The 23711-nt window shown below is 42.6% G+C and carries 23 protein-coding genes; 16 read left to right on the top strand and 7 right to left on the bottom strand.

Going from position 1 to position 23711, the window contains the following annotated elements:
- Positions 1-537 precede the first annotated feature (537 nt).
- From DFP81_RS15890 to DFP81_RS15880, 3 genes are all read left to right on the top strand, one after another.
- Positions 538-1923 (top strand): amino acid permease, encoded by a 1386-nt coding sequence (locus DFP81_RS15890; protein WP_115898881.1) that lies wholly within the window; start codon positions 538-540, stop codon positions 1921-1923.
- A gap of 199 nt (positions 1924-2122) precedes the next feature.
- A complete protein-coding gene (locus DFP81_RS15885; protein ID WP_115898880.1) occupies positions 2123-3298 on the top strand; it encodes a glycosyltransferase in 1176 nt (391 codons plus the stop codon).
- Between the two features lie 224 nt (positions 3299-3522).
- Positions 3523-4866 carry a PIG-L deacetylase family protein gene (locus DFP81_RS15880; RefSeq protein ID WP_115898879.1) on the top strand — a complete coding sequence of 448 codons (1344 nt, stop codon included), beginning with the start codon at positions 3523-3525 and terminating at the stop codon, positions 4864-4866.
- Here the strand turns inward: DFP81_RS15880 and cpxA are convergent.
- On the bottom strand, positions 4848-6275 hold the full coding sequence (cpxA, locus tag DFP81_RS15875; protein WP_115898878.1) for an envelope stress sensor histidine kinase CpxA: 1428 nt from the start codon (positions 6273-6275) through the stop codon (positions 4848-4850). The two genes, DFP81_RS15880 and cpxA, sit on opposite strands and share 19 nt — an antisense overlap.
- Positions 6275-6979, bottom strand: coding sequence for a response regulator (locus DFP81_RS15870; RefSeq protein WP_115898877.1), 705 nt, complete (start codon positions 6977-6979; stop codon positions 6275-6277). Before DFP81_RS15870 ends, cpxA begins: the two co-directional genes overlap by 1 nt.
- A 226-nt stretch (positions 6980-7205) precedes the next feature.
- On the opposite strand from DFP81_RS15870, the gene DFP81_RS15865 reads away from it, so the two are divergent.
- Positions 7206-7679 carry a Spy/CpxP family protein refolding chaperone gene (locus DFP81_RS15865; protein WP_245959197.1) on the top strand — a complete coding sequence of 158 codons (474 nt, stop codon included), beginning with the start codon at positions 7206-7208 and terminating at the stop codon, positions 7677-7679.
- Positions 7680-7727: 48 nt separating this feature from the next.
- Here the strand turns inward: DFP81_RS15865 and DFP81_RS15860 are convergent, their stop codons facing one another.
- Positions 7728-8924 (bottom strand): winged helix-turn-helix domain-containing protein, encoded by a 1197-nt coding sequence (locus DFP81_RS15860; protein ID WP_115898875.1) that lies wholly within the window; start codon positions 8922-8924, stop codon positions 7728-7730.
- A 135-nt stretch (positions 8925-9059) separates the two neighbouring features.
- Between DFP81_RS15860 and DFP81_RS15855 the strand changes: the two genes are divergently transcribed.
- Positions 9060-9482: an acyl-CoA thioesterase gene (locus DFP81_RS15855; protein WP_115898874.1), complete on the top strand. Its 423-nt coding sequence runs from the start codon at positions 9060-9062 to the stop codon at positions 9480-9482.
- Between the two features lie 59 nt (positions 9483-9541).
- Here DFP81_RS15855 and DFP81_RS15850 read toward each other — a convergent pair whose 3' ends face one another.
- Positions 9542-10042, bottom strand: coding sequence for a lactoylglutathione lyase family protein (locus tag DFP81_RS15850; RefSeq protein WP_115898873.1), 501 nt, complete (start codon positions 10040-10042; stop codon positions 9542-9544).
- Positions 10043-10135: 93 nt separating this feature from the next.
- On the opposite strand from DFP81_RS15850, the gene DFP81_RS15845 reads away from it, so the two are divergent.
- From DFP81_RS15845 to DFP81_RS15835, 3 genes are all read left to right on the top strand, one after another.
- Complete coding sequence (locus DFP81_RS15845; protein ID WP_115898872.1) at positions 10136-11014, top strand: LysR family transcriptional regulator; 879 nt, start codon at positions 10136-10138, stop codon at positions 11012-11014.
- Between the two features lie 188 nt (positions 11015-11202).
- Entirely contained in the window at positions 11203-12522 is a 1320-nt protein-coding gene (locus tag DFP81_RS15840) for a methyl-accepting chemotaxis protein (protein WP_115898871.1), read from the top strand.
- Between the two features lie 34 nt (positions 12523-12556).
- Positions 12557-13018, top strand: coding sequence for an Lrp/AsnC family transcriptional regulator (locus tag DFP81_RS15835; RefSeq protein WP_115898870.1), 462 nt, complete (start codon positions 12557-12559; stop codon positions 13016-13018).
- Here DFP81_RS15835 and DFP81_RS15830 read toward each other — a convergent pair.
- Complete coding sequence (locus DFP81_RS15830) at positions 13015-13890, bottom strand: DMT family transporter (RefSeq protein ID WP_115898869.1); 876 nt, start codon at positions 13888-13890, stop codon at positions 13015-13017. The genes DFP81_RS15835 and DFP81_RS15830 overlap by 4 nt on opposite strands.
- Positions 13891-14171: 281 nt before the next feature.
- Here DFP81_RS15830 and DFP81_RS15825 point away from each other — a divergent pair, with 281 nt between their 5' ends.
- Positions 14172-14876 carry a LysE family translocator gene (locus DFP81_RS15825; RefSeq protein ID WP_245959196.1) on the top strand — a complete coding sequence of 235 codons (705 nt, stop codon included), beginning with the start codon at positions 14172-14174 and terminating at the stop codon, positions 14874-14876.
- A gap of 78 nt (positions 14877-14954) precedes the next feature.
- Here the strand turns inward: DFP81_RS15825 and luxS are convergent, their stop codons facing one another.
- Both luxS and yjeH read right to left on the bottom strand, forming a co-directional pair.
- Positions 14955-15467 (bottom strand): S-ribosylhomocysteine lyase, encoded by a 513-nt coding sequence (luxS, locus tag DFP81_RS15820; protein WP_115898868.1) that lies wholly within the window; start codon positions 15465-15467, stop codon positions 14955-14957.
- A 58-nt stretch (positions 15468-15525) separates the two neighbouring features.
- Positions 15526-16800, bottom strand: coding sequence for an L-methionine/branched-chain amino acid transporter (yjeH, locus tag DFP81_RS15815; protein ID WP_115898867.1), 1275 nt, complete (start codon positions 16798-16800; stop codon positions 15526-15528).
- 147 nt (positions 16801-16947) lie between these two features.
- Here yjeH and DFP81_RS15810 point away from each other — a divergent pair, with 147 nt between their 5' ends.
- From DFP81_RS15810 to DFP81_RS15780, 7 genes are all read left to right on the top strand, one after another.
- Complete coding sequence (locus DFP81_RS15810) at positions 16948-17379, top strand: Lrp/AsnC family transcriptional regulator (RefSeq protein ID WP_115898866.1); 432 nt, start codon at positions 16948-16950, stop codon at positions 17377-17379.
- Between the two features lie 126 nt (positions 17380-17505).
- The gene (locus DFP81_RS15805; RefSeq protein WP_245959194.1) at positions 17506-19179 is read left to right on the top strand and encodes a chloride channel protein; all 1674 of its coding nucleotides are present in this window, start codon (positions 17506-17508) and stop codon (positions 19177-19179) included.
- A 2-nt stretch (positions 19180-19181) separates the two neighbouring features.
- Complete coding sequence (hemJ, locus tag DFP81_RS15800; protein ID WP_115898864.1) at positions 19182-19604, top strand: protoporphyrinogen oxidase HemJ; 423 nt, start codon at positions 19182-19184, stop codon at positions 19602-19604.
- 26 nt (positions 19605-19630) lie between these two features.
- The gene (gene hemL / locus DFP81_RS15795; RefSeq protein WP_115898863.1) at positions 19631-20914 is read left to right on the top strand and encodes a glutamate-1-semialdehyde 2,1-aminomutase; all 1284 of its coding nucleotides are present in this window, start codon (positions 19631-19633) and stop codon (positions 20912-20914) included.
- Positions 20914-21723, top strand: coding sequence for a CDP-diacylglycerol--serine O-phosphatidyltransferase (pssA, locus tag DFP81_RS15790; protein ID WP_245959193.1), 810 nt, complete (start codon positions 20914-20916; stop codon positions 21721-21723). The genes hemL and pssA overlap by 1 nt, the downstream gene beginning before the upstream one ends.
- A 112-nt stretch (positions 21724-21835) precedes the next feature.
- Positions 21836-22825: a protein-methionine-sulfoxide reductase catalytic subunit MsrP gene (msrP, locus tag DFP81_RS15785; protein ID WP_115898862.1), complete on the top strand. Its 990-nt coding sequence runs from the start codon at positions 21836-21838 to the stop codon at positions 22823-22825.
- 1 nt (position 22826) lies between these two features.
- Entirely contained in the window at positions 22827-23432 is a 606-nt protein-coding gene (locus tag DFP81_RS15780; RefSeq protein ID WP_245959192.1) for a protein-methionine-sulfoxide reductase heme-binding subunit MsrQ, read from the top strand.
- The last annotated feature ends 279 nt before the right edge of the window (positions 23433-23711 follow it).

Here is a 23711-nt window from a genome sequence, read left to right as displayed (position 1 = left end):
TTCAAATCACGTTATAACAATACTTTTTGGCGTCGCTGCTATTTCCTTCTGTTATCCATAAAAAATCCATCATCTTGTTTGAAAAAGCACAGAGCACTGCAGGGGTTCGATTTTTATATTGACGGTTTTTTTACTATCGAGGAATTTAGGATGACGCTTGGCCAGATGCCATCTGAGCTTGCATATCAAGAGAGGCCAAATAACCAAATTGTCTATGATATGAAGCGCTTAGCAGTCAGAGCTGGAAAAACGAGAGGATTTTGTCAGGATTTAGGAGTTTCTACGAGTGATCAGTTTGTGGCGGCGGAGTTTGTCTTGAGGTGTGACCAAAATTACGGTAACTATTTGCCGCGATTCTGAATGGGGACTCCTGTGTACGGCTTTTTTTATGAGTTAGAAGCTATTGTTAATACATTGCTTTCATAGGTTTTTTTCATTTCAGTAAGGCGTTAAAAGCACTGTCACATAGTAAGGCATTTTTGTATTAGCCAGCTCAGTGTTTAATGAAAACGAGTTTGAGAAGTGGAGAAAATCACTATGAGTAGTAGCACATCAAGCGATCAGTTGGGAGCAGGGTTAACGAATCGGCAAGTGTCGATGATTTCTATTGCTGGAATTATTGGGGCGGGTTTATTTGTTGGTTCAGCCAGTGCTATTGCAACCACAGGCCCCGCCATTATTATTTCCTACGCGTTAACCGGTCTTTTAGTGTTGCTGGTAATGAGAATGCTCGGCGAAATGGCGGTTGCAAACCCGGATTCTGGCTCGTTTTCTACTTATGCCGCACGAGCGATAGGGCCTTGGGCTGGTTTTACTGTTGGTTGGCTGTATTGGTGGTTTTGGGTGTTAGTGATTCCTGTGGAGGCGATTGCCGGGGCAAACATACTCCATGCTTGGTTCCACAGTATAACATCATGGGAGTTTGCTATTGGTATTATGGTCATTTTGACCCTGTCCAATTTATGGGATGTCAAAAGCTTTGGTGAGTTTGAATTTTGGTTTGCTTTGGTCAAAGTGTTGGCCATTATTGCCTTTATCGTGGCGGGTGGATTGGCCATTTTCGGGGTGTGGCCGTTGGCTAATGTGAGTGGTATCGCCAGTCTCTATTCCCACGGGGGATTTATGCCAAATGGCTTTGGGGCTGTACTGGCTGGCGTTTTGATCACTGTGTTTTCGTTTTTTGGTGCAGAAATTGTGACCATAGCGGCCGCAGAATCAGAAAATCCACAAGCTAAAATTCGTCAAGCGACTAAGCTCGTTATCTACCGTATTGCTTTGTTTTATTTGCTGTCTATTTTTGTCGTGGTGTCTTTGGTTGCATGGAATGACCCAGCTCTTAAACAAGGTACTTTCCAGTTTGTGCTAACCGCATTGAATGTCCCACACGCAAAATTGTTAATGGATATTGTTGTCTTGACAGCAGTATGCAGCTGTATGAACTCTGGCTTATACACAGCGTCAAGAATGTTTTATTCGCTTGCTCGACGAGGCGATGCACCGGCTATTGCGACAAAGTTATCGAGCCGGGGTGTCCCTCGTTTAGCTGTCATTTTCTCCACAATAGCTGGGTTTGCTGGCTGTTTTGCAAATTATGTATTCCCTGATAAGGTATTTAGTTTCTTATTGTCGACAACGGGAGCGATCGCACTTGTGGTGTATCTTGTTATTGCTGTTTCGCAATTAAGAATGCGCAGTAGTATGGAGCAGCAAGGACACACTCTAGAGTTTAAAATGTGGTTGTTTCCTGGGTTAACTTGGTTAACCATCGGGGTGATTTTAGCTGTTTTAGGCTATATGTGCTTATCAGTGGAGTATCGCCCAGAAACTTTTGCTACCTTTGGCGTGACAGGAGTTATGTTAGTTTGCAGTGTTATTGTCAGCAGAAAGCGTGCTTTGGGTAGTGGAGATCTGGTGACAGGTTAGTCATCAGCCTGATGGCAACCCCGGCTTTCTTTTGTTGGTGTTTAAATCATCTTTTCAGGATATTAGATATCGCTTTTAGAACGGGTTAAACTAGTTGATTAATTTAGCTTTATTCCATTTCAAGTAGCGAATAAAGCCTATTCATTTACTTTGTCACCATAGGCCCATGTGCATGGTCGGCTACGCTTTAGGGTGCAGAATGAGAATTGCGGTTGTAGTGAACTCACTTAAAATGGGAGGTATGGAGAGAGTGGCTTGCAGTCTATCCGATGCCTTTGCTAAACAAGGACATGATACTCACCTTATTTATTTTAAAGACCGAAAAGTCGAAATAAAGCCTAGTAATAGCGAAGTAAAACTGCATTTGTTTAATTTACAAAAGTGGGTGTTATGGAGTGGGATTGGGTGCGTTTGGATGATCCTTTGCCGCTTACTCAATATATTTTTTCGCAAATCTTTTTCAATATTTTTTGCTTATGCTGAGGCACGGGCTTTCGCTTATAAATTAAAGAAACTTGAGCAAAAAACGGGACAATTTGATCTTATTATCTTTCGAGGACAAGGGACTTTTACTCATGTCTGGCCGCTTAAAGATAAACGATTTGTCTTTGTCTGCGAAAGCACGCAAAACAAAGAACATTTTGGGAAAAGTTCACGACACATGTATTCGTTGCTATTCTCTGAACGCCGTATGGTTTGTGTCTCAGAAGGTGCTAAGCGGACGCTTGTTGACTTGCTTGACTCTTTTTCTATCTCCTGTACAAGCGTTTTGACGATTAGTAATCCTAACGATTATGCGCATATTTTGCGCGAGTCTGTCACTTTAACCCCAGATGTTAGCTACCATGAAAAACCCTATATTTTAGGTTTAGGGCGCTTGGTTCCTGGTAAAAATTTTCCTTTATTAATCGATGCATACTGTTTCGCTCGTCAACATTATGGACTTAAACAAGATTTGGTTTTGGTGGGCGAAGGAAAAGAAAAAGAGAAGATTAAGAGTAAAATAAAAGCGCTAGGGCTAGAGGAATGCGTGTTTTTAAAAGGTCAGCAGAGTAACCCATTTCCTTGGTATAAGCAGGCGGACCTTTTTGTCTTGAGTTCAAAAAGCGAAGGGCTAGGAATGGTACTCATTGAGGCGCTTGCTTGTGGAACTCGTGTGGTTGCGACCAACTGTCCAGGCGGGGTAGGAGATATTATGTTAGGCAGCCTAAGTGGCTTCTTAGCTGAACAAACCCCAGAGTCACTGGCTCAGAAAATGATGTTAGCCTTAGAGCAAGCTCCTACACCTAATCTCGAGGCTGATATTGCAAAAGCATTAGAGCAATTCGATGAAGAATACATTGCTAAGAAATACTGTGACGCATATTTAACTTAACAGCTTGTTGAGGAAGGTGCGAATAAGTCATCTCAGCCTTTAAGATGAATCGTCAATAGGTCCACTATTTACATTCAATGCTTGCCCCGAATAGCAAGCAGTTATCCACATACTGAGGACTGAGGACTGAGGACTGAGGACTGAGGACTGAGGACTGAGGACTTGCTCGCATCCTCTTTAATTTACGGCTGTTCAATGAACTTACTTGATTGATAGAAAACTTTATGAATAAACGCGATTACCAATATGCTTTGCAACCTGATTGGCAAAGCAGTGTCACTTTAAGCAAGCACATCTCATCCTCAAAAAGTGATCAAAAACTATTGCATTTGACCGACTTAATAGGTTTTTCCGCTTTAGACTTAAAAGATTACACTTGGTTATTAGCTTTTTCTTATCAGTCAACGAGTAAGAAGAAGCAGGGACGTATTAGCGCGGCATTAAGTGAGGATCACCTCGATTCAATAGGGCAGGTACAGTACTTTGAAGCAGATGAGGTGGGAGAGCGTTACTTTAATCTTAGTGGCCTGATTGAAGCGTCACAGGGAGCCCCTTCTTTGTTGTTATCTGGCGAGTACTGCCAATTGCCCTTAGAAGCCAAGTTATTGGGATTTAAAAAGCCAGATTTAGCTGATGGACCAATTTTAATTATTGCACCGCATGCTGATGATGCTGAGTTGGCTGCTTATGGGTTATATGAGAAATACTCTGAGCAGATTTGGATAACAACGATTAATGCAGGTCAAAATGTTCAAAAACTAGATCGGCAATATATTCCTAATCTAGACGATAGCATGGATGATGCCGTGTTACGAAAAGCGCATATTCGAGCTTGGAATAGCATGTCGACGCCTCTGTTAGCTGGGGTGAAATTAGAAAATTTGTCTTCACTTGGGTATTTTGGGCTAACAAAAGACAGCTTGTATAAGACCCCTAATCAAGAACAAGAAGATCACTACCTTCCAACACTTAGTCCAGCAATCAGTCGCACATGGAATACATTGTCTTTACCCAGTGATGATAAGAACGTCAGCTCTGGTCAATCTTTGATTGATGACCTAGTGTATTTATTGGAGCGCATTAAACCCTCTACGGTACTGGTTACTGAGCCGGAAATTGATCCGCATGTGGAACATGTTATGTCCGCTCATGCCTTAGCCTTGGCGATTAAACAGGGTGCCCATGTTCCAGAAAGAGTTCTGATGTACGTGAATCACCTGCGTAAAATCAAGAAATTCCCTTATGGCCCCGAGCATACAAGAACGGCATTACCACCATGGTTTAATGGCTCTTCTGTGTTTGGCCAATTTTCTTGCTACAGTCATCAGCTAACGCTAGAAGAGCAGAAAGCAAAAGTGGTCTCGTTTGACTCGATGCATGATTTGCGTAGTAAATCCCGTATCGGTAAAAATCTTAAGAAGTGGTGGAATAAAAAAGTACTAAAAAATGGTTTTCAGTACTATGGTGATCACAGCTATTTTCAAACCCACATAAAAGCCAATGAGGTGTTTACACTGGTTGATGGGCGTGTTTTTAGTGACTCTCTTACTCAGGCTAACGGTAAATGAATTTCTACTAGTAGTCCGCCAAGCGCGCTACGCGAGGCTTGAATAGCTCCATTATGTTGGCGGATGGCGCTCTCGGTAATAGAGAGCCCTAGCCCAGTCCCTCCAGTATGGCGATCTCTTGCGGTAGAGACTCGATAAAAAGGCCGAAAGATGTCGCTTAGCTCTTCTTCAGGTACTCCTTCACCATTGTCTTCAACGCGAACAATTAATTGCTCCGTTGAGGCTGTCATAGTGACTTTGATAGTATCTTTGCCGTAATAGATCGCATTGCGAATAATGTTTTCTAACGCACTAACTAATAGTTGCGGGTGACCATAAATGTCACGCGCAGGAATAGGGTTAAAAGTGAGTTTTTTACCCATTTGTTCTGCTTCAAATTGAGTGTCTTCTAGCAATGCTTCCCAGAGGCTTTGCAGTGGCTGTTTTTCACGATTTACATGGCTGTCCACTTGCATACGAGACAGCTCCAATAGCTTGCTAATCATTTGTTCAAGGCGCTGTGCCTCGGTATCTATACGTATTAATTCTTGGCTTTCTCCTTGTTTTCGTGTCGCTAACGCTTGCGCCATTCTAAGCCGAGTCAATGGCGATCTTAGTTCATGGGATATGTCTGAAAGAAGCCGTTGTTGGCGCGAAATCATTTGGTTTACCGCTTGAACCATTTGATTAAAACTGGCGCCAGCTTGGCGAAACTCGGAGGTACCTTTTTCCAGCTCAGGGTCTATTGTGAATTCACCTCTAGCAACGCTTTGAGCCGCTTTCTCTAGGCGGCGAGCAGGTTGGCTTAAGGCCCACGAAAGCCAAAGAAGCAGAGGGGTACTAACAAGCATAACGGCTAACAGAAGTTGAAAAGGGTGATCAAATAACTGAAACAAGAACCCAGGTGGGCGATTCCACCTTTCTCCAAGATACAATTGATATTGAGCATCAGCAAGCTTAATAGGAATAGGACCTGAGACCATAAAGCGTCCATACAATCGCTGCTTTGGAAAGCTAGCAGCGTCGACAGAAGTGATAAAGTTGCGCACGGTTCGGTAGACAAAATTTGGCGCGCGATATTGAGTGAGAATAGTGTCCTTGTCATCAACGATAAACAGCATAGGCGGTTGGCTATGCTCCTTTCGCGCTCGTAAAGTCTGTTGTTTTTCCTGATCCAGTTGTTGGGTGTAGTCGTTGTATTTCACGACCAGTGATTGGCTAATGATCGAGATGTCTTTTTCTGCTGCGAAGCGGTGTTCGATATGTTTGGTGAGGGTGAGCAGCTCGTTATACCTATCTTGAGGAAGTTCTTTCACATTCCTTGGGTCAAGGTGTGGTAATGCCAGCACGGCCATCAAGACCAGAAACATGGTGAACCAGAAGATTGCAAAAATACGACCATAAAGACTGGTGATTTTAGGTAAGCGCATTATTCTTCTTCCACCAATAAATACCCACGACCGCGTAATGTTTTAATTCGGGGCTTACCATTGGTGTGGTCTGGCAGCTTTTTACGTAGGTTAGAGACATGCATATCAATAGCGCGATCAAAAGCCGCTAAGCGTTTACCTAACACATCTAAACTAAGTACTTCTTTGGTCATAACTTCACCAGGGTGAAGCAAAAAGTGATGCAGTAGTGCAAATTCGGTACTGGTTAGGTCAAGCAGCTGTTGATTGCAATAAGCTTCTAGTTTACCAGGATAGAGTTGAATATCTTGGTAGCTAATATGGTCATGACGTTTATCGCTTCTATGTTCTTTTTTATCTATAGTGTGTTGCGCTCGGCGAAGGATTGCTCGAATGCGCGCCAGTAGTTCTCGTTCACTAAAAGGCTTTGGTAGGTAATCATCAGCGCCGAGCTCAAGGCCAATAACTCGGTCGATTTCTTCGCCTTTGGCAGTAAGCATTAACACCGGCACTTGCCAAGTTTCACGAAGCTGCTTTAGTGTTTCAATGCCATTTAATTTTGGCATCATTACATCTAATAAGACCAAATCGATAGTATCGTTCATGGCCGTTAACCCAGCTTCGCCATCTTGAGCGATCGACACCGTAAAGTTCTCAAGAGTGAGCACCTCCTTTAATAAATCAGTGAGTTCGATATCATCATCAATTAGGAGAATATGGGCCATTAGGTTTCCTTCATATAAAGAGTACTGGGTGAAGCGCGTCCTTAACCTTTGTAAGAACAGAGTGTTATTTTACTGTGAATTAACACTAGGCGCTGCGCCTTTACGATAATTTACCATCCATAGACGTCAGTTTACCTAGTAAGTTTTATGCTATATCCATCGCTGTTTTGTTAGGCATTTTGAGCAAAGCAGCTCTTCTAGTATGAAAAAGGAATCGATGATGAAAATGACAAAGAAACTAATCTTAGCGACCGTGATGTTTCCCATTGCCTTAGGCACCGCCAGTGCCTTTGCTGCTGGCAAAGATGATCATAAACGTTCCGCTATGGAGCGCTGTCAGCCAGGGCCAGTTCTTAATCCAAAAATCATGAAGCGTTTAGAGTTAACCGATGCGCAAAAAGAGCAGTTCAAAGCATTGCGTAACGCAAATCGCACAGAAATGAAAGCCAAAATGGACGCCCGTGATAAGCGTATGAATGATCTCTTAATGGCTGATACTTTCGATAAAGATAAAGCCGAGGCGATGGTAAAAGAAGCCCAAAACAATCGAGTACAGCGTCAAGTTGATCGTTTAGAAAACCAGTTCAAAATGTTAAGCATTTTAACGCCAGCACAAAAAGAAAAATTAATGGAATTCGAGAAAAAACACCAACAAAAGTGCGGCGAGATGATGCACCATGGTAAAGGTGATAGAAAATAAGCGAATAACGGCTTTGTTTATTTTAAAGGTGGCTAAATGCCACCTTTTTTATGGCGAATATCTCTGCATTAACACACTAGATAGTGTGACTTTGAGAGTGGCTGGCTGAGCATTTAGAAGTGTAATTTTTGGGCATCGATTAAAGTTTGCATAAGCTTCAAGTTCGGCAATCAATGCGTGGCAAAAAGCTTCCACGTTTGTCTGGTGTTTTGACTCTAAAACAATATTTTTGATGATAAACAGGCCTGTTTTTCGCTCTGCTTTGGCATCCATTCTGGCGACTAGCTCTCCTTGCCAAATAATAGGCAAAGCATAATAACCATATTGACGCTTATCTGCCGGAAGATAGCATTCGATTCGATAATCAAAATCAAATAGTCGTTTAAGTCGCTTGCGCTGAATAACGAGATTATCAAAAGGCGACAGTAGTTTGATTTGCTGGCGAGATATCGGGGTGCTGAGTTGTGCCAATAAAGAGTCTGTGGTCAAGTAATCTTGGTTATTTACTCTAACTTTTTGTAACTGTTTTTCCTCTAACATAGCTTGGATTTGTTCTTTGATTGACGCTTGCAATCCAGTTCTTAGGTAGCTTAAATCTTGCGCTTGTACTAAGCCATGACTCCGTACTCCTTGGGTGATTAGGTGTTGTGCGATTTCTGCTTGGCTTGGCATGGTTAGATCTAAATGTTGAGGCAGTACCCGTTCTGTTAAATCATAGACTTTTTGAAAGCCGATTCGCTTAGGGCACATTAACTCACCTGCCATAAATAATTGTTCTAAAGCTTGCTTCGCTGGCTTCCAGCGCCACCAACCAGGGGTATGATTTTTGGGTTTTTGGAAGTCTTTAGCTTGCAAAGGTCCCTCAGAGCGAATTCTTGTTAAGACTTCTTTTTCGACCCTTTGGTCTCGCTCAAACCAATGTTTTTGTGCCTTTATATGGGCTTTTTTTGCCAATGAGTATCGGAAGTCCTCAATGGGTAAATAAGCGGCAGCATGAGACCAATATTCAAAGATCTGCTGCTGTTCTAGCAAGGTGTCAATAAAATCGCTCTGATAATTAACAACTCGGTTCCAAAGTGTATGGTGATGAGCTCTAGAGACCACGGAAATACTGTCTATTTGGATGTACCCCAAATGTTGAATGACACCCAATGTGCCTGATATGCCTGCGTATTTTGCGCGTGGTAGTTTTTGGGAAATTAATGCCAGTTTACGAGCTTGGGAGATGGATAGAGTATCAAGCATTATGGCGTCCAGATAGAAACACTCTAGCAGTGTGACCTAGAAAGCGATGCCAGTAAAGTCGAGCGATTTTGTTATTTTTTTCTCTTCTTTGCCTCAGTAGGATTTTGATCATGGATGACCAAAAGGAAGAAGGTAATGATAAATACAGTTCAAATAAAAGTAAGAGGCTATCATCTAGATATTTTTCAACATGTCAATAATGCTCGTTATCTAGAGTTTCTTGAAGAGGGGCGTTGGGCATTTTTTGAAGAATTTGGTGTTGGCGCTGAGATGATGTCGCAAGGAATTGCGTGGGTGGTGGTAAATATCAATATAGACTTTAAAAAAGAAGCGAATTTTGGCGATGTTCTTGAAGTGCAAACCGCCTTCTCAAAGCTTGGTAATCGTAGTATCAGTATGCAGCAAAATATAGTCGACAGTAAGACGCAAGCGATTGTCGCACAAGCTCAGGTGACTTATGTGTGCTTTTCTCAGAAGCTAAAAAAGGCAGTGGCATTGCCTGAAGAATATCGACTTAAAATTGAAGCCGCACTAGTGGGATTGGAGGAGACTGTTTAAAGCCTCATGAACTAATGCGCCCTTTGCTGTCAGCAAAGGGCGCATTATCGGGTAAGACTTTAGTAGGCTCCAGCACCATAGGTCAGTTCATAACTGTGGCTGTAGATTTCTAGAATATTACCAAAAGGGTCTTCCATGTAGATCATGCGGTAAGGTTTTTCTCCTGGGTAATAATAGCGTGGCTCTTTCATACGTTTTTTCCCGCCTGCCGCAACGATTTTTTCAGCCAGTTCTTCAAGATTTGGATCTTGAACACAAAAGTGAAAAATCCCAGTTTTCCAGTATTCAAAATTATTTTCAGGATTTTCCTGGTGTTTAAATTGGAATAATTCAACACCGATACGATCACCTGTAGAAAGGTGAGCAATGCGAAAACTGCCCCATTTTGCTCCAAATACATCCGTACACATTTCGCCAATCGGACTATCGTCTTCAACAATCTCTGTTGGTTTCATGATTTCATACCAACCGAGTACTTCGGTGTAAAACTTTACTGCTTTTTCTAGATCAGGTACCGAAATACCGATATGAGAAAAGCTTCTAGGGTATGCATTAGCCATTTTTTGCTCCTGTTATTGAATTTAATAATAGGTTACAGAGGCTTTTTCATAATATAAAATTATTATTTTTTATGTTAATGAGAATAAAACGTAATGATAAATCCAGTTTGGTTGCGCACTTTTTGTACCCTTGTGGACATAGGGCATTTCACCCGAACGGCAGAGAAGCTAAATATGACTCAATCTGGCGTGAGTCAGCAGGTTCGAAAATTAGAAGAGCATTTTGATGTTCCCTTGTTAGTAAGGGACGGGAAGCAATTTTCTTTAACAGATATTGGAGAACGCCTGTATGACGAGGCACAGAAAATTGTTCTTAGCTTGTCAGATTTAGACTCTAAAATTTGTGATAATGTGGAGGTGGAAGGAAGGGTACGAATCATGTCTCCTGGTAGTATTGGCTTAAAGCTATATCCTCAATTACTGACGTTACAGCAATCGTTCTCAGGCTTGGCGATGGACTATCGTTTCGCTCCAAATGCTGATGTAGAGCGTGCTTTAGCGGAACGAAAAATTGATTTAGGCATCATGTCACGGCGCTCGATGCTAAAAGAAGTGGAGTGCCAGCTGTTATCTAGTGAGGCCTTATTACTGGTGACGCCAGCGTCATGCCCTGCTCCTTCTTGGCACCATCTAGTTCAATTAGGCTTTATTGATCATCCTGATGGGGCGCACTACGCAAGCTCACTGTTAAGCCAGAATTATCCAGAGTTTCAAAACATAGATATGCTGGATATTAAGGGGTTCTCGAATCAGATTCATTTGATTCTTAAGCCTGTGAGTTTAGGTTTGGGCTTTACTGTTTTACCGACTCATGCAGTAAACGCTTTCGCCGATCAAGAGTTAATTTGTAAAAATGCGCTTGACTCACCAGTAAAAGAATCTTTGTATTTGAGCCTAAATCACACACGGTATTTACGTCGCCGTACTCAGACCGTCATTGACGAAGTTAAAAAGTGTTTTCAAGAAGAGTAAGGCGTTGTGGAGCGTGTTTTATGGCAAAAGTTATTCTAGTGATTGAGTTTGTCCTCTATAAAGGGTAATGATATAGAAAAAATGTCCGCATAAACTGTATTATTAGTGTTATCTTTTTGTTTTGCTTGTGACATTAAATAAATATACTTCGCATTGACTTAGAGGTTTGTAGCCAAGGAACAGGGACTATGTTTGGAAGAAAAAAAGCGCAACAGGATTACGATCTTTTACAGCAAGAGGTTCTATCGCTACGTCAAGTGAGGGATCGTTTAGATAGGGAAATGCTGAGTCTGACACTGTCTGACTCAGGCGAAGTAATCAAAGTGAATTCACTATTTTTAGAGGAGCTCAACCTCCAAGAGAAGGATGTTCTCGGAAAAAAAATGGTCGATCTTGTGCCAAAAGACCTAAGGGATACGGCGCATTTCAAACTCATGAAGGATTCAATTTCTTCAGGAAAACATTGGGCGGGAGCCTTTCAAGTTGCCAGACATGAAAACAGCCATGCTTGGCTAAGAGCCATTGTTCAGCCCGTTAGAAGATTAGATGGAAGTATTGATTATATTTCGGTTCATGCGAATAACCTCACTCGGACCATTGAATCTTCGATTCAACATGAAAATCTGATCAAGGCCTTGCAGCGCTCAACTGCCGTTGTCGAGTTTGACTTAAATGGCCAGTTTATTACTGCCAATGATAAGTTTTTGAATTCAATGGGCTACACCAAAGAGCAATTAGAAGGAAAGCATCATCGCCTCTTTTGTTCTCAAGAAGAAGTTGAATCCAAAGAGTATCGTGAATTCTGGGAAAGGTTAAAACGAGGAGAGTTTATAGCAGACCGTTTTAAGCGATTTAATAGTCGTGGGGAAACGGTTTGGCTAGAAGCATCGTATAATCCTATTTCTGACACTCACGGACAATTCTACAAAGTGGTGAAATTCGCCACCATTATTACCGATCAAGTTAACCAAGAACAAGCCATAGGTCTTGCTGCCAATTTAGCCTATGAAACCTCTAAGGTCACTGATGAAACCGCTGTGAAAGGCAGTGATATTATCAAAAATACGGTGGCGGTTATGAATGAACTGGCGAATCAAATGACGCTTGTTTCAAAAGGTATTTCGGATCTTGATGAGCAATCTGAGAAAGTAGGAAATATCATCAAGAGTATTAGCGAAATCGCCGATCAAACCAATTTATTAGCATTAAACGCTGCTATTGAAGCCGCCCGGGCTGGAGAGCAGGGACGAGGTTTTGCTGTCGTTGCAGATGAAGTTCGCCAGCTTGCTTCTAGAACGTCAAATGCCACCGATGAAATAGTAGAGGTTGTCGAGCGTAACCAAGCTTTAGCCAAAGAAGCTGTCAGCATGGTTGAACATGGTCGTAAACAAACAGAACAAGGTTTGTCATTAGCTGGTGAGGCGGGGGAAGTTATTATCGAGATTCAAACAGGGGCGAAAGAAGTCGTTGATGCCGTAAGTGAATTCGCTAATTATATTAAGCCTTAACATGATAACCAATAACTAAAGCGATGAGGGAAGTGTGGATAAAACAAACTGGAAGCTGCTGAAGGCATTAGAAGATAATGCCCGACTTAGTTACGCTGAACTGGGTAAGTTAGTCCATCTTTCCGCTCCTGCTGTCGCCGAGCGAGTTCGCAAACTGGAAGAGTCTGGGGTCATCACAGGGTATGGCGCTAAGGTTAATCTAGAAAAGGTGGGTATCCCAATTACTGCTTTAGTAGAATGCCAAGTATATCGAACCAAAGAGCGAGAGTTTAAGGCTTTGATTCTCAGTTTAGATGAGGTTATTACTTGCTATAACGTCACTGGGCCTTATGCTTTTGTGCTGCGTGTAGCGGTGCGCTCTATGTCATTGTTAGATGAGCTACTGGAGCGCCTTATTGAGTTTAGTGACACAAATACCATGATGATTTTGGCTACAGCTAAAGACCTTGAAATGCCCGTCAATGTAGAACGGGCAATGCAGAGTAAAGACCACTAAGAAGCAAATGATTCTGCTTTGCGTGAGGTGCTAGGCCATTGGCTAATAATAATTCCGGCTAGCATAAAGCCACAGCCAAGCATCCCACGGCTGGACAAGGACTCTCCCATTAACATCCACCCTCCGATTACCGCAAATACACCCTCTGTTGAAAGAATCAATGCACTGATGCTAGGTGCCACGTTTTTTTGTCCTAATGTTTGTAGTGTAAAAGCAATAGCGGAAGATGCCACTCCAGTATAAACAAGGGACCACCAAGCTGTTTCTAAGCCTTTTAATGTAGGGGCTTCTAACATTAGTGCGGTAATGGAGCACAGTAATGTTGCGACAATAAATTGCACAATTGATAAAGGCAGTGCTGATACATAACGAGACAAATAAGCGATGATTAGCACGTGAGCTGTCCAAAAAAAGGTGCCAACTAGCTCTATAGCATCGCCTTTATTGATCGTAAAATTGGGGCCAACAGTCAGACAATAAAGCCCAATAACGGCTAATAATACCCCAAGCCAGGTATTCGATGTGGTTTTATGACCAAGTAGAGTGCCGGCAATAGGAACTAAGACAATGTACATACTAGTGATAAAACCTGCATTTCCTGCGCTGGTGTATTGCAAGCCAACTTGCTGAAAAGTGGAGCCTAAAAAGAGGCATCCTCCGCCAGCAATCCCTCCTAACCAAAGTTGTTTTGTGTCTTGTTTTTCTTTGCTTTTGAAAATAAGCAATAAAGGTAAAAGGGATAGCGTCGCCAACAGAAATCGCGCCGCGTTAAAGCTGTGAGGGCCAATTGAATCCATTGCCATGCTTTGGGCAACAAATGCCAATCCCCAAATAGCAGCAGTGGTCCATAAAAAGAGGTGGGCAATAGTCATAGTATTTAATCCTAGAATAATGAAACTAAGTCAGGAAATTCTACGGACCTAATGACACTGACAACAGTAGGAAAAAAGGGGGATTATCCTGTTTTACTTTTGATTCTAAAGTAAAACATGGGGTTGGCTTTATTAATTAAGGTGCCCTTCTGGTGTCATTAAATAGGATGGATAACCTGACTATTTAATGACAGTTAAAGAACCTTACTCGGTGCACTTTTGCTGGGCTGACAGCCACGGATGAACAAGGTAAAGTCGGGCTCTTTTTTGGCCAGATAACGATGCTGCTAGTTGGCACTAGCCTGGTGAGTATCGGCATCGATGTTTGCTTGTTAGAGAGTTTGAGTATTATGACGTTTAGTGTGTGGTTGGCTATGGCACCCTTGTTGATGCTGTTGTCTTTAGGGCCTGGGCCAAATAATTTTACAGCAATGCATAACGGGATTCAGGTAGGAGCTAGAAAAGCCGTTATTGCGGTGGTTGGCCGCAATCTAGCTTTTAGTATTTTAATGCTCGTGTCGGCACTTGGTTTAGGTGCCATTATTGTTTCTTCGAGTTTTTGGTTTGGCGTGGTGAAATGGGCCGGTGTGGCTTATTTGTTTTATGTCGGTGTTAAGACATGGCGAAGTGCTGCTGTTGTGCTAGAAGAGCATGAAAGCGAAAATGACGGCAAGGTAAAGCGGGGCCATAAAGCGAGAATCCAACAAGAGTTTTTCGTGGCTATTAGTAATCCAAAGGCTATCTTGCTGTTTACAGCGATTTTTCCTCAGTTGTTGGATCTGAATCAGCCTGTGGCGGCACAATTCTTTTGGATGGGATTAACGTTTTGTATGACCGAGTTTATTGCAGCATATGTGTACGCTATGAGTGGTAAGCAAATTCGTCGTTTGATTCGAAGCCCTAAAGGAATGCGGAATATGAATCGTGGAATGGGGAGTGTGTTTGTGCTGGCAAGTGCTTTTTTGGCAACAGCGTCTCGGGTTTAATGACAAGTAGAGATAAAAAACGGAGCATGATGCTCCGTTTTTTTGTCTGATAACCTGCTGGCTTTAATTAGGCAGGTATTAGCTATGTTCTTTTAGGAACTCTTCGCTTAGGTAAAGCTCTTCGTTCGAGTTGACCTTTACGTCACGGTCTAGAATCATTTTCGCAATTTCTTGCGCTTCTTCTAAAGAGTGCATTTCGTAAGTACCGCACTGATATTCGTTTAGCTCTGGAATATCGGCTTTTGCTTTTACCGTTAGTACATCTTCCATTGCTGCTTTCCAAGACGCTGCAACCACTTCTTCAGAAGGTTGACCTACTAGGCTCATGTAAAAACCAGTACGGCAACCCATTGGCGAAATGTCGATCACTTCAACATTGTCGCAATTCAAATGGTTACGCATAAAGCCAGCAAACAAATGTTCTAAAGTATGAATGCCTTTTTCAGGTAGGATTTCTTCGTTAGGGACACAGAAGCGAAGGTCAAATACAGTAATAGTATCGCCTTTTGGGGTAGCCATGGATTTAGCAACGCGAACAGCAGGTGCGTCCATACGGGTGTGGTCAACTCGAAAACTGTCTAGTAATGGCATCATTTGCCTCCTTTACAGATAAAAGCGTCGGGCGCTTTTATGCGTGAATTTGATCGCATCATTGTACATGAATTTTATGATCTGGTATGCGCTTTTTCCTCGCCTTGTGATATTCGAAATAAGCTGCGATAGCAAAAATACACAATGCAAACAGCATGCTAATGCCAACGAAACTCGTCATTAATAAGCAAGAGGCAGAAGCCAAAAGGCCGAGCCATTTTTGTTTGTTCGGTAAAAGCTTCAAAGACGTTATGCAAGTTAAGGTATAAATAAGCAAAAAAGCCCCGTTCGTCATTTCTATAAACCAGTGTAAAGACCACTCTGAAAAATGTCCTAAAAGGATAGAGCTAAGAGTCATTGCTGCAACAAAGTAGACGGCGAAAACTGGTGTGCCATCTTTAGATAGATAAGAGAACAAACTCGGTAATGCGCCTTGGGATGACATGGACTGCACCATGCGGGCAAAGCCTAATAGATACATTCCAGTGTTAGCAAAGGCAATAATGAAGGCGCCGATAGCAAATAGCTTTTTGGCATGTTCGCCAAAAATCTTCCCAACAAGCAAGGCTAATGACTGGCTGTTGGTGATCTCATCTCCGAAGGTGTGATGATGAGTAATTAATAGGACAAGAGCGAGATAAAGCGCAATAACAATGAACATGCCACCGAGTAGCGCAATAGGAAAATCTCGTGCTGGATTTTTGAATTCAGCGCCCATGTGAGCCATAACCTCAATCCCAATAAAACACCAGAAAATAGTTCCCATTGCTAATAAGGCGGTTTGCCATTGAGACCATTGAGTGGGGATCTCAATGACCTTTGTCGCAGCAATCAAGTCTCCTTGCCAAGACAGCAATACGACCACAATAATTAAGCCAATAACAACAATTGATTGAAAATGAGAGGCGTTTTTTATCCCCGCTAAGGCATAAAAAACAGAGGCAAATACAGTAACGATACTTAGTATAAACACGCTATCTTGTGTCAGGTTAAGTGCCACCGCTAAGTAGGCTGCTGCGATATTGATTGCTACAGCGGGACCAACCAATAAGATGCTTAAGAATAACCACCCAACCGCCTTTTCTGCTTTTGGTCCGAAAACGCGTCCAATGTAATGAGACGCTCCGCCAGCAGAAGGAAAGCGACTACCTAACAGGGCAAACACGAATGCAACAGGCAGAATAATAGCCGTGGTTACTAACCAGGCATAAAGAGCGAGACCTTGAGCCTGACTGACGGACAATGCAGGCAGTAGCATTAGACCAGTACCGATAAAGGTTGTGACTGTCATGGCTATACCCTGCAAAGGGCCTAGAGTGCGCTGGTATTCCATTGAGTTAATCCTGATAATGTTTAAAAGACTTTGTAATAGAATACGTTATATAGCGAGAGCGTAGGCCTAGCAAAATGAGCTTTAAGAGCGTCAAAATGCAGTTTATAAACGCGCTCTGTCTTGTTTTGACATCATAGAGAAGACAATATGCAGTTAGATGAGTACGATAAGAAAATAGTCGCGTTGCTGGTGGAGGATGCTAGGCAATCTGTGTCCGATATTGCAAGACAAGTAAACCTGTCCCGCTCTGCCGTAACCGACCGTATAAAGCGAATGGAAGAAAAGGGCCATATCACTGGATATCATGCCCATATTAACTGTGCATCAGCCTTGTCTGTTAGTGCGTATTTTTCTATTACGTTTCGGCCCTTGTCGTGTGAACTTATTCAACCTTATATCAATGCATTGCCTGAGATTAAGTTGGCACATTCTATTAGTGGTGATGTGGATTTAGTGTTATTGGTAGAAGCATCGAGTATGTCTAGGCTCAATGAAATTCGCAGTGATATGGATCAGTGGCCAAATGTTGCTAAAGTGGTTACACATATGTGTTTGTCATCTCGTCTCGAGCGTATTTGAAAGGCCAGAACAGGCATACTTAACTCTTTAGGTTTTACTCTGCGATAGGGAGATCTTGCTCTGAGTGAATTTAATTTAAAAGAAAAATGGCAGCAGCAACGGCGCTCGAATGATGACTTATTGGTCTTGTCATTATTTGGAGCTGTGTGTGGCTTATTGAGTGCGCTAGTCATGGCATTGCTATATTGGCTGATTATGTTTCTCAGTCAGTTGTTTATGGCTGGTGGTAGCGAGGCATTTGAGAGCTTACCAGTTTGGCAGCGGGTATTGATTCCTATTGTGGCTTGCTTTGTCTTGGCCGTCATTTTTACTTTATTGCCAGCTAAATTACGCAGTGTTGGTGTGCCTTATGTTGTGGAAAGGTTGAATTATCACCAAGGTATTCTTCCTGTGTTAAATGCAGTAGTGCAATTTTTTACCGTGGCGATCAGTTTAATTGGCGGTTTGTCTATTGGTAAAGAAGGTCCAGCGGTTCATCTAGGGGCCACGTTTGGTAGCTATCTTGCCCAACATGGGCGTTTGCCCCAATACGGTGTAGAAACCCTCGTTGCTTGCGGTGTGGCTGGAGCCATTGCGGCGGCTTTTCAAACCCCTGTTGCCGGTGTCTTGTTTGCTTTTGAAGTGATTTTTATCGAATACCGCATGGGGATGGCGTTGCCCGTTTTATTGTCTTCGGTAGTAGGAATGCTGGTCAGTGAGTATTTACTGGGTCGTATTGAAGTATTTGATATAGACCATTTGTCCACTGCACAATTTACGCCTGATTTTTTTATCGCTTGTTTAGCTTTAGTTGGCTTTATTGTTACATTGGCCTTTCTCTTTTTAAAAGTGCAGAAAGTATTGTGGCGAGTGGGGAAGGTTTCTGTATGGTGGCGTTTTTCTTTAGTGGGGGGCGTCACTTCTGTGGTCGCCATTTATTTGCCTGAAACCTTGGGTGGCGGTTACGACTCATTGATTGCTTTGTTATCTGGGCAGACGCTGGTGAGTTCTTTGTTGGCAGTCATAATAGTAAAAACCTTGCTGACTTCAGTGTCAATTGGATTGGGCATCCCAGGTGGTATGATTGGCCCAACATTTGTGATTGGTGGCTTAGCTGGTGCTCAGGCCGCCTTTATGTTTGACAGTTTATTACCATACAATCATGAAATGGCGTTATTCATTTTATTGGGCATGGCCGCGATGATGGCGGCTTGCTTTCAAGCTCCTCTTACGGCTCTTATTGCAATGATTGAAATGACCCATACTTCGGAGGTGATTGTGCCTGCGATGCTGGTCATTGTTTTATCCTGCCTGATTATGCGTTTATTGTTGCGTCAAGAATCTGCCTTTGTTCAGCGTTTAAAATACGTTGGATTGTCTTCATCTATGAGTCCTTTTAAGCGTTACTTGCAACACCATACGGTGATGTCAGTTGCTGAACCCGTGGTCGTACTTCCAGCCCATGAGTCCATTGAGCGATTAAAAGATCTTGGCTCAAGTGTGGTAGACTATGTCGCCTTTGAGGTGAGTGGTCAGTGGATGCTAGCTCGTCGTGAGGCCGTGTTGAGTGCCTTACAATCCATCCATCTTGGACCCTCTCCATTTTTAGTGGTGGATGGTGAGCAGGTTTTGATGGACCTATCTAAAGCATTAGATTGCACTCCGTCTATGGCTATTCCTGAGCCTACTTCATTAGAGAAAATGCTCTCTTGGTTTCAGGCTTCAGGTCGAGCCGATGTCTTGATTGAGGTGAGGCGCACAGAAAAAATGTGTTTAGTGTCTCGTCGTCAATTAGATCAATTTTTATTGAAGGATAATTAGCTATGTTGTGGGTGAAAGCGTTCCACGTAATATCTTTAGTGTGCTGGTTTGCTGCGCTTTTTTACCTGCCTAGACTGTTTGTTTATCATGCAAGCAGCACGGATCAGGTGAGCATTGAGCGGTTTAAAATTATGGAAAGAAAGCTTTATCGGGGCATCATGACGCCTGCGGCGATAGCCACTGTGGTATTTGGTGTTTGGTTAATGACCTATAGCCCCTCTTATTACATGAGCTCGGCTTGGTTTCACGCTAAAATCACCTTAGTCATTATTTTATTGGGTTATCATCATGCCTGTGGTCGTTTGTTGAAAAAATTTGCGGCAGACAAGAATACTAGAGGGCATGTTTTTTATCGTTGGTTTAACGAGTTCCCTGTCATCATACTCATTGCTATTGTTATTTTAGTGATAGTTAAGCCCTTTTAATTTGATTTGTAGAGTCGAGATATATTATGAGTCGTTCAGAAGATTTGTACGCAAGAGCACAGCACCGTATTCCTGGTGGCGTTAACTCCCCAGTAAGAGCATTCAATGGTGTCGGCGGGACTCCTGTATTTTTCCATCAAGCAAAGGGGGCTTACCTTTTTGATGAAGATAAAAAGCGTTATATCGATTATGTTGGTTCTTGGGGGCCAATGATTTTAGGTCATTCTCACCCAGATGTTTTAGATGCGGTGCGTGAGCAGCTAGACTTAGGGCTAAGTTTTGGTGCGCCCACTGAAGTAGAAATCACCATGGCGGAAAAAGTATGTGAGCTGGTTCCATCCATGGATATGGTTCGCATGGTGAACTCAGGAACAGAAGCCACCATGAGCGCGATTCGTTTGGCTCGAGGTTACACTGGTCGGGATAAGATTGTTAAGTTTGAAGGCTGTTATCATGGTCACTCAGACTCTTTGCTGGTAAAAGCGGGTTCTGGAGCCTTAACTTTGGGGGTACCTAATTCACCTGGAGTGCCTGCCGAATTGGCGCAGCACACATTGACTTTACAATACAATGATATTGAAGAAGTGAAACAGTGTTTTGCTGAATTGGGTGAGCAAATTGCGTGCATTATTGTGGAGCCGATTGCTGGTAATATGAACTGTGTTCCGCCAGTTGCTGGATTTTTAGAAACCCTACGTGAGGTTTGTGATAACTCTGGTGCGGTGCTTATCTTTGATGAAGTCATGACCGGATTTCGAGTTGCATTGGGTGGAGCACAAGAACGCTATTCCATTACCCCGGATCTAACAACATTGGGTAAAGTTATTGGTGCGGGTATGCCTGTTGGAGCTTTCGGTGGTAAGCGCGAGATTATGTCTCACATATCCCCTTTGGGTCCTGTATATCAGGCGGGCACATTATCTGGTAACCCTGTGGCTATGGTGGCAGGTCTGGCCGTATTAAATAAAATTAGTGAGCCAGACTTTCACAAAACATTAGGGCAAAAAGCCAAGCGTTTAGTCACTGGGTTAAAGGCGGCTGCAGATGAAGCCGGTGTGCCATTTTGTGTGGTAAATGAAGGTGGGATGTTTGGTTTCTTCTTTACGGATGCAGAGCAAGTAACGCGTTTTGCGGATGTGCAGAAATGTGATGTTGAACGCTTTGCTGCGTTTTTCCATCATATGTTGGAAGAAGGGGTGTATCTTGCTCCAGCGGCTTTTGAAGCTGGCTTTATTTCTCAAGCACATACAGAAGATGACATTGATTTTACTATTGAGGCTGCGAAGCGATCATTCGCCAAGTTACTATAATGAAGAAAAAAATTGAAAAGGTATTCGATATGCCCATTGAAGAGACGGAAAAAAATCCAATTGAAGGGGCGGAAGTAGAGCTAGACGACACGTTAGATGGTGAGCAAAAGCAACCACATAGAGGTGTGTATTTACTGCCTAATTTGTTTACCACCGCTGCGTTGTTTTCCGGTTTCTATTCTATTATTGCGGCAATGAATGGCGATTTTACTCATGCCGCTGTGGCTATCTTTATTTCCATGGTTTTTGATGGGCTAGATGGGCGAGTGGCTCGGTTAACGAGAACCCAAAGTGCATTTGGTGCCGAGTATGATTCACTTGCAGACATGGTGTCTTTTGGTATTGCACCAGCTTTGGTCGCTTTTACTTGGGCATTGGCACCTTTAGGTAAAGTGGGTTGGATTGCTGCTTTCATTTACGCGGTTGGTGCGGCGTTACGACTGGCGCGATTTAATACCATGATAGGAACAGAAGATAAGCGCTACTTCACCGGCTTACCAAGTCCTGCTGCAGCGGCGATTGTTGCGAGTGTTATATGGGCAGCCAACGACAGTGGTATGACGGGAGCGAGTCTGGCAACTGTGATGGCATTATTGGTTCCTATTACTGGTTTATTAATGGTGAGTAATGTTAAATTCCGCAGCTTTAAAGATTTAGATGTAAAAGGTCGAGTGCCTTTTGTTGTACTGCTTATTGCTGTGTTGGTATTGGTATTTGTAGCGCTAGAACCAGCGATTGTTCTGATGGGGGTATTTTGTCTATATGGTATTTGGGGTCTGCTAGGCGTTGTCTCTGAACGATTTCGTTAGTACCTGTAATCTATGAAAAGGCTCAGTTTGTGCAACAAACTGGGCCTTTTTTGTTTTCAGGAACTAGTTTAGGAGAGGGTAGTCTATTTTCTATTATGTAAGGAGCTTAGTGATGTTAATTAAAAATAAAAAACGTTCGGATTGTTCTGAATCAGAAGTAACTCCAAAGACCATCTACCTTAATCGTCGCCAATTTATGAAAGCATCCAGTGGGATTGTACTCGGCGTTGGTGGCAGCAATGTGTTTGCTGCACTTCAAGGTGGAAACCCTTTAACTCCTCCTACCCCAGTCAAACAAGCATTTAGTCAAATTATTCAAACCCCTTATGGCAGCAGTGAAACGCCGGCACCTTATGATGTAGCGACAACCTATAATAACTTTTATGAATTTGGCTATGGAAAAGGAGACCCTTCAGAGCGAGCTGATAATTTCAAAACACGTCCTTGGACTATTACGGTAGAAGGGGAGGCAGAAAATACAGGTACTTTTGATCTGGACGATATTATTAAAACATCCGCACTTGAAGAACGAATTTATCGGCATCGCTGTGTTGAAGCTTGGTCTATGGTCATTCCTTGGGTAGGCGTCTCACTAGGGGATGTACTAAAGCGTTTTAAACCAACGTCAAAAGCTAAGTATGTGTATTTCGAAACTCTTTATGACCCTAAGCAAATGCCGGGTCAAAATAGTGGAAGTATAGAGTGGCCTTATCGAGAGGGGTTGAGGATTGATGAGGCGATGAATCCTTTAGCCATGTTTACCGTGGGCATGTATGGCAGCATTCTACCCAATCAAAATGGAGCGCCAGTAAGGCTGGTTATACCATGGAAGTACGGTTTTAAAGGGATCAAATCCATTGTAAAAATTCGTTTTGTTGAAACTATGCCTCTTACTACCTGGAGCTCATTGGCACCCGGTGAGTATGGTTTTTATGCCAATGTAAATCCTAATGTGGATCACCCTCGATGGTCTCAGAGTCAAGAGCGCAGGCTGCCGGGGGGGGTATTGTTCCCTAATGTGATCGATACTCAGATGTTTAATGGTTATGAAGAAGAAGTCGCTAGCCTGTATTCGGGTATGGATTTAAAGAGGTTTTTCTAGCATGTCTGCTTTTTGGGATCGAAAAGAAAAGCCTCTCATAGGGTTATTATTTGCTTTGCCATTCTGCTGGATGCTTACTTCCTTATTGATGGGACGTTACTTTCCTGACCCAGGCAAGCTTTTGATGCCCTTAAGTGGTTCTTGGGCTGGGGTCTATATTGTGTCTGTTTTGGCATTAACCCCATTAGCAAAAATCAAAGCATTAAAAGTGTTGTCACGTTATCGACGTTTTGTGGGATTAACCGCTTTCTTTTATTCACTACTTCATTTGGTTATCTATCTTTTGTTGTTCGCAGGGCTAAGCTGGTCTTGGATTCGATCAGACCTTATTGAAAAGCCTTATATCTATGCCGGAGTGCTAGCGATCTTAATTCTCTTTTTATTGGCAATTACCAGTACTAAGAAAATGATGCGACGGTTAGGGCGCAATTGGAAAAAGCTACATCGTTTTATTTATCTTGCTGCATTAGCGGTAATTGCACACCTTTGGTGGCAAGTAAAAAGTGATATCTCAACAGCGCTCTGGTTCTCGGTTTTTTTACTTCCTTTACTTCTGATGCGTTGGGAACAGTTTCCCCTGCTAAAGCATGTTTTTAAAAAAAGATAAAAAACTTAAAAAAGTGCTTGCGCAAAATTTTTCAGAATGTATTATACGCACCCACTGACACGGACAACGACGCAAACAACGCTTTGCAACTTAGCTTGCTAAGTAAGTCGACCGACAAGTCAGACGCTCTTTAAAATAGATAATCAGATAATTTGTGTGGGCGCTCGCTGGAGTCTTCAGAAGGTCATCGCAGTTCGGTTTTGCCGGAATGTAGTTGATCAAAAAAATTGAAGACTTACGAGAGTCAAACACGTCAATTCGCTTTATGTTGATTGTTCT

Origin of the sequence: Marinomonas pollencensis, from assembly GCF_003387375.1 — a bacterium.
In the GTDB taxonomy this organism is placed as follows: domain Bacteria; phylum Pseudomonadota; class Gammaproteobacteria; order Pseudomonadales; family Marinomonadaceae; genus Marinomonas; species Marinomonas pollencensis.
This window is presented reverse-complemented; position numbering and strand designations above follow the sequence as displayed.

What these genes read in the sequence shown, in the direction of transcription:
- hemJ (WP_115898864.1), top strand. Translation starts at nt 19,182, where the DNA reads ATGTTGTGGGTGAAAGCGTTCCACGTAATATCTTTAGTGTGCTGGTTT.
- DFP81_RS15845 (WP_115898872.1), top strand. Translation starts at nt 10,136, where the DNA reads ATGATAAATCCAGTTTGGTTGCGCACTTTTTGTACCCTTGTGGACATA.
- DFP81_RS15880 (WP_115898879.1), top strand. Translation starts at nt 3,523, where the DNA reads ATGAATAAACGCGATTACCAATATGCTTTGCAACCTGATTGGCAAAGC.
- yjeH (WP_115898867.1), bottom strand. Translation starts at nt 16,800, where the DNA reads ATGGAATACCAGCGCACTCTAGGCCCTTTGCAGGGTATAGCCATGACA.
- DFP81_RS15810 (WP_115898866.1), top strand. Translation starts at nt 16,948, where the DNA reads ATGCAGTTAGATGAGTACGATAAGAAAATAGTCGCGTTGCTGGTGGAG.
- DFP81_RS15850 (WP_115898873.1), bottom strand. Translation starts at nt 10,042, where the DNA reads ATGGCTAATGCATACCCTAGAAGCTTTTCTCATATCGGTATTTCGGTA.
- cpxA (WP_115898878.1), bottom strand. Translation starts at nt 6,275, where the DNA reads ATGCGCTTACCTAAAATCACCAGTCTTTATGGTCGTATTTTTGCAATC.
- DFP81_RS15885 (WP_115898880.1), top strand. Translation starts at nt 2,123, where the DNA reads ATGAGAATTGCGGTTGTAGTGAACTCACTTAAAATGGGAGGTATGGAG.
- luxS (WP_115898868.1), bottom strand. Translation starts at nt 15,467, where the DNA reads ATGCCATTACTAGACAGTTTTCGAGTTGACCACACCCGTATGGACGCA.
- DFP81_RS15825 (WP_245959196.1), top strand. Translation starts at nt 14,172, where the DNA reads ATGCTGCTAGTTGGCACTAGCCTGGTGAGTATCGGCATCGATGTTTGC.
- DFP81_RS15865 (WP_245959197.1), top strand. Translation starts at nt 7,206, where the DNA reads ATGACAAAGAAACTAATCTTAGCGACCGTGATGTTTCCCATTGCCTTA.
- DFP81_RS15855 (WP_115898874.1), top strand. Translation starts at nt 9,060, where the DNA reads ATGATAAATACAGTTCAAATAAAAGTAAGAGGCTATCATCTAGATATT.
- msrP (WP_115898862.1), top strand. Translation starts at nt 21,836, where the DNA reads ATGTTAATTAAAAATAAAAAACGTTCGGATTGTTCTGAATCAGAAGTA.
- DFP81_RS15890 (WP_115898881.1), top strand. Translation starts at nt 538, where the DNA reads ATGAGTAGTAGCACATCAAGCGATCAGTTGGGAGCAGGGTTAACGAAT.
- hemL (WP_115898863.1), top strand. Translation starts at nt 19,631, where the DNA reads ATGAGTCGTTCAGAAGATTTGTACGCAAGAGCACAGCACCGTATTCCT.
- DFP81_RS15830 (WP_115898869.1), bottom strand. Translation starts at nt 13,890, where the DNA reads ATGACTATTGCCCACCTCTTTTTATGGACCACTGCTGCTATTTGGGGA.
- DFP81_RS15780 (WP_245959192.1), top strand. Translation starts at nt 22,827, where the DNA reads ATGTCTGCTTTTTGGGATCGAAAAGAAAAGCCTCTCATAGGGTTATTA.
- DFP81_RS15840 (WP_115898871.1), top strand. Translation starts at nt 11,203, where the DNA reads ATGTTTGGAAGAAAAAAAGCGCAACAGGATTACGATCTTTTACAGCAA.
- DFP81_RS15870 (WP_115898877.1), bottom strand. Translation starts at nt 6,979, where the DNA reads ATGGCCCATATTCTCCTAATTGATGATGATATCGAACTCACTGATTTA.
- pssA (WP_245959193.1), top strand. Translation starts at nt 20,914, where the DNA reads ATGAAGAAAAAAATTGAAAAGGTATTCGATATGCCCATTGAAGAGACG.
- DFP81_RS15860 (WP_115898875.1), bottom strand. Translation starts at nt 8,924, where the DNA reads ATGCTTGATACTCTATCCATCTCCCAAGCTCGTAAACTGGCATTAATT.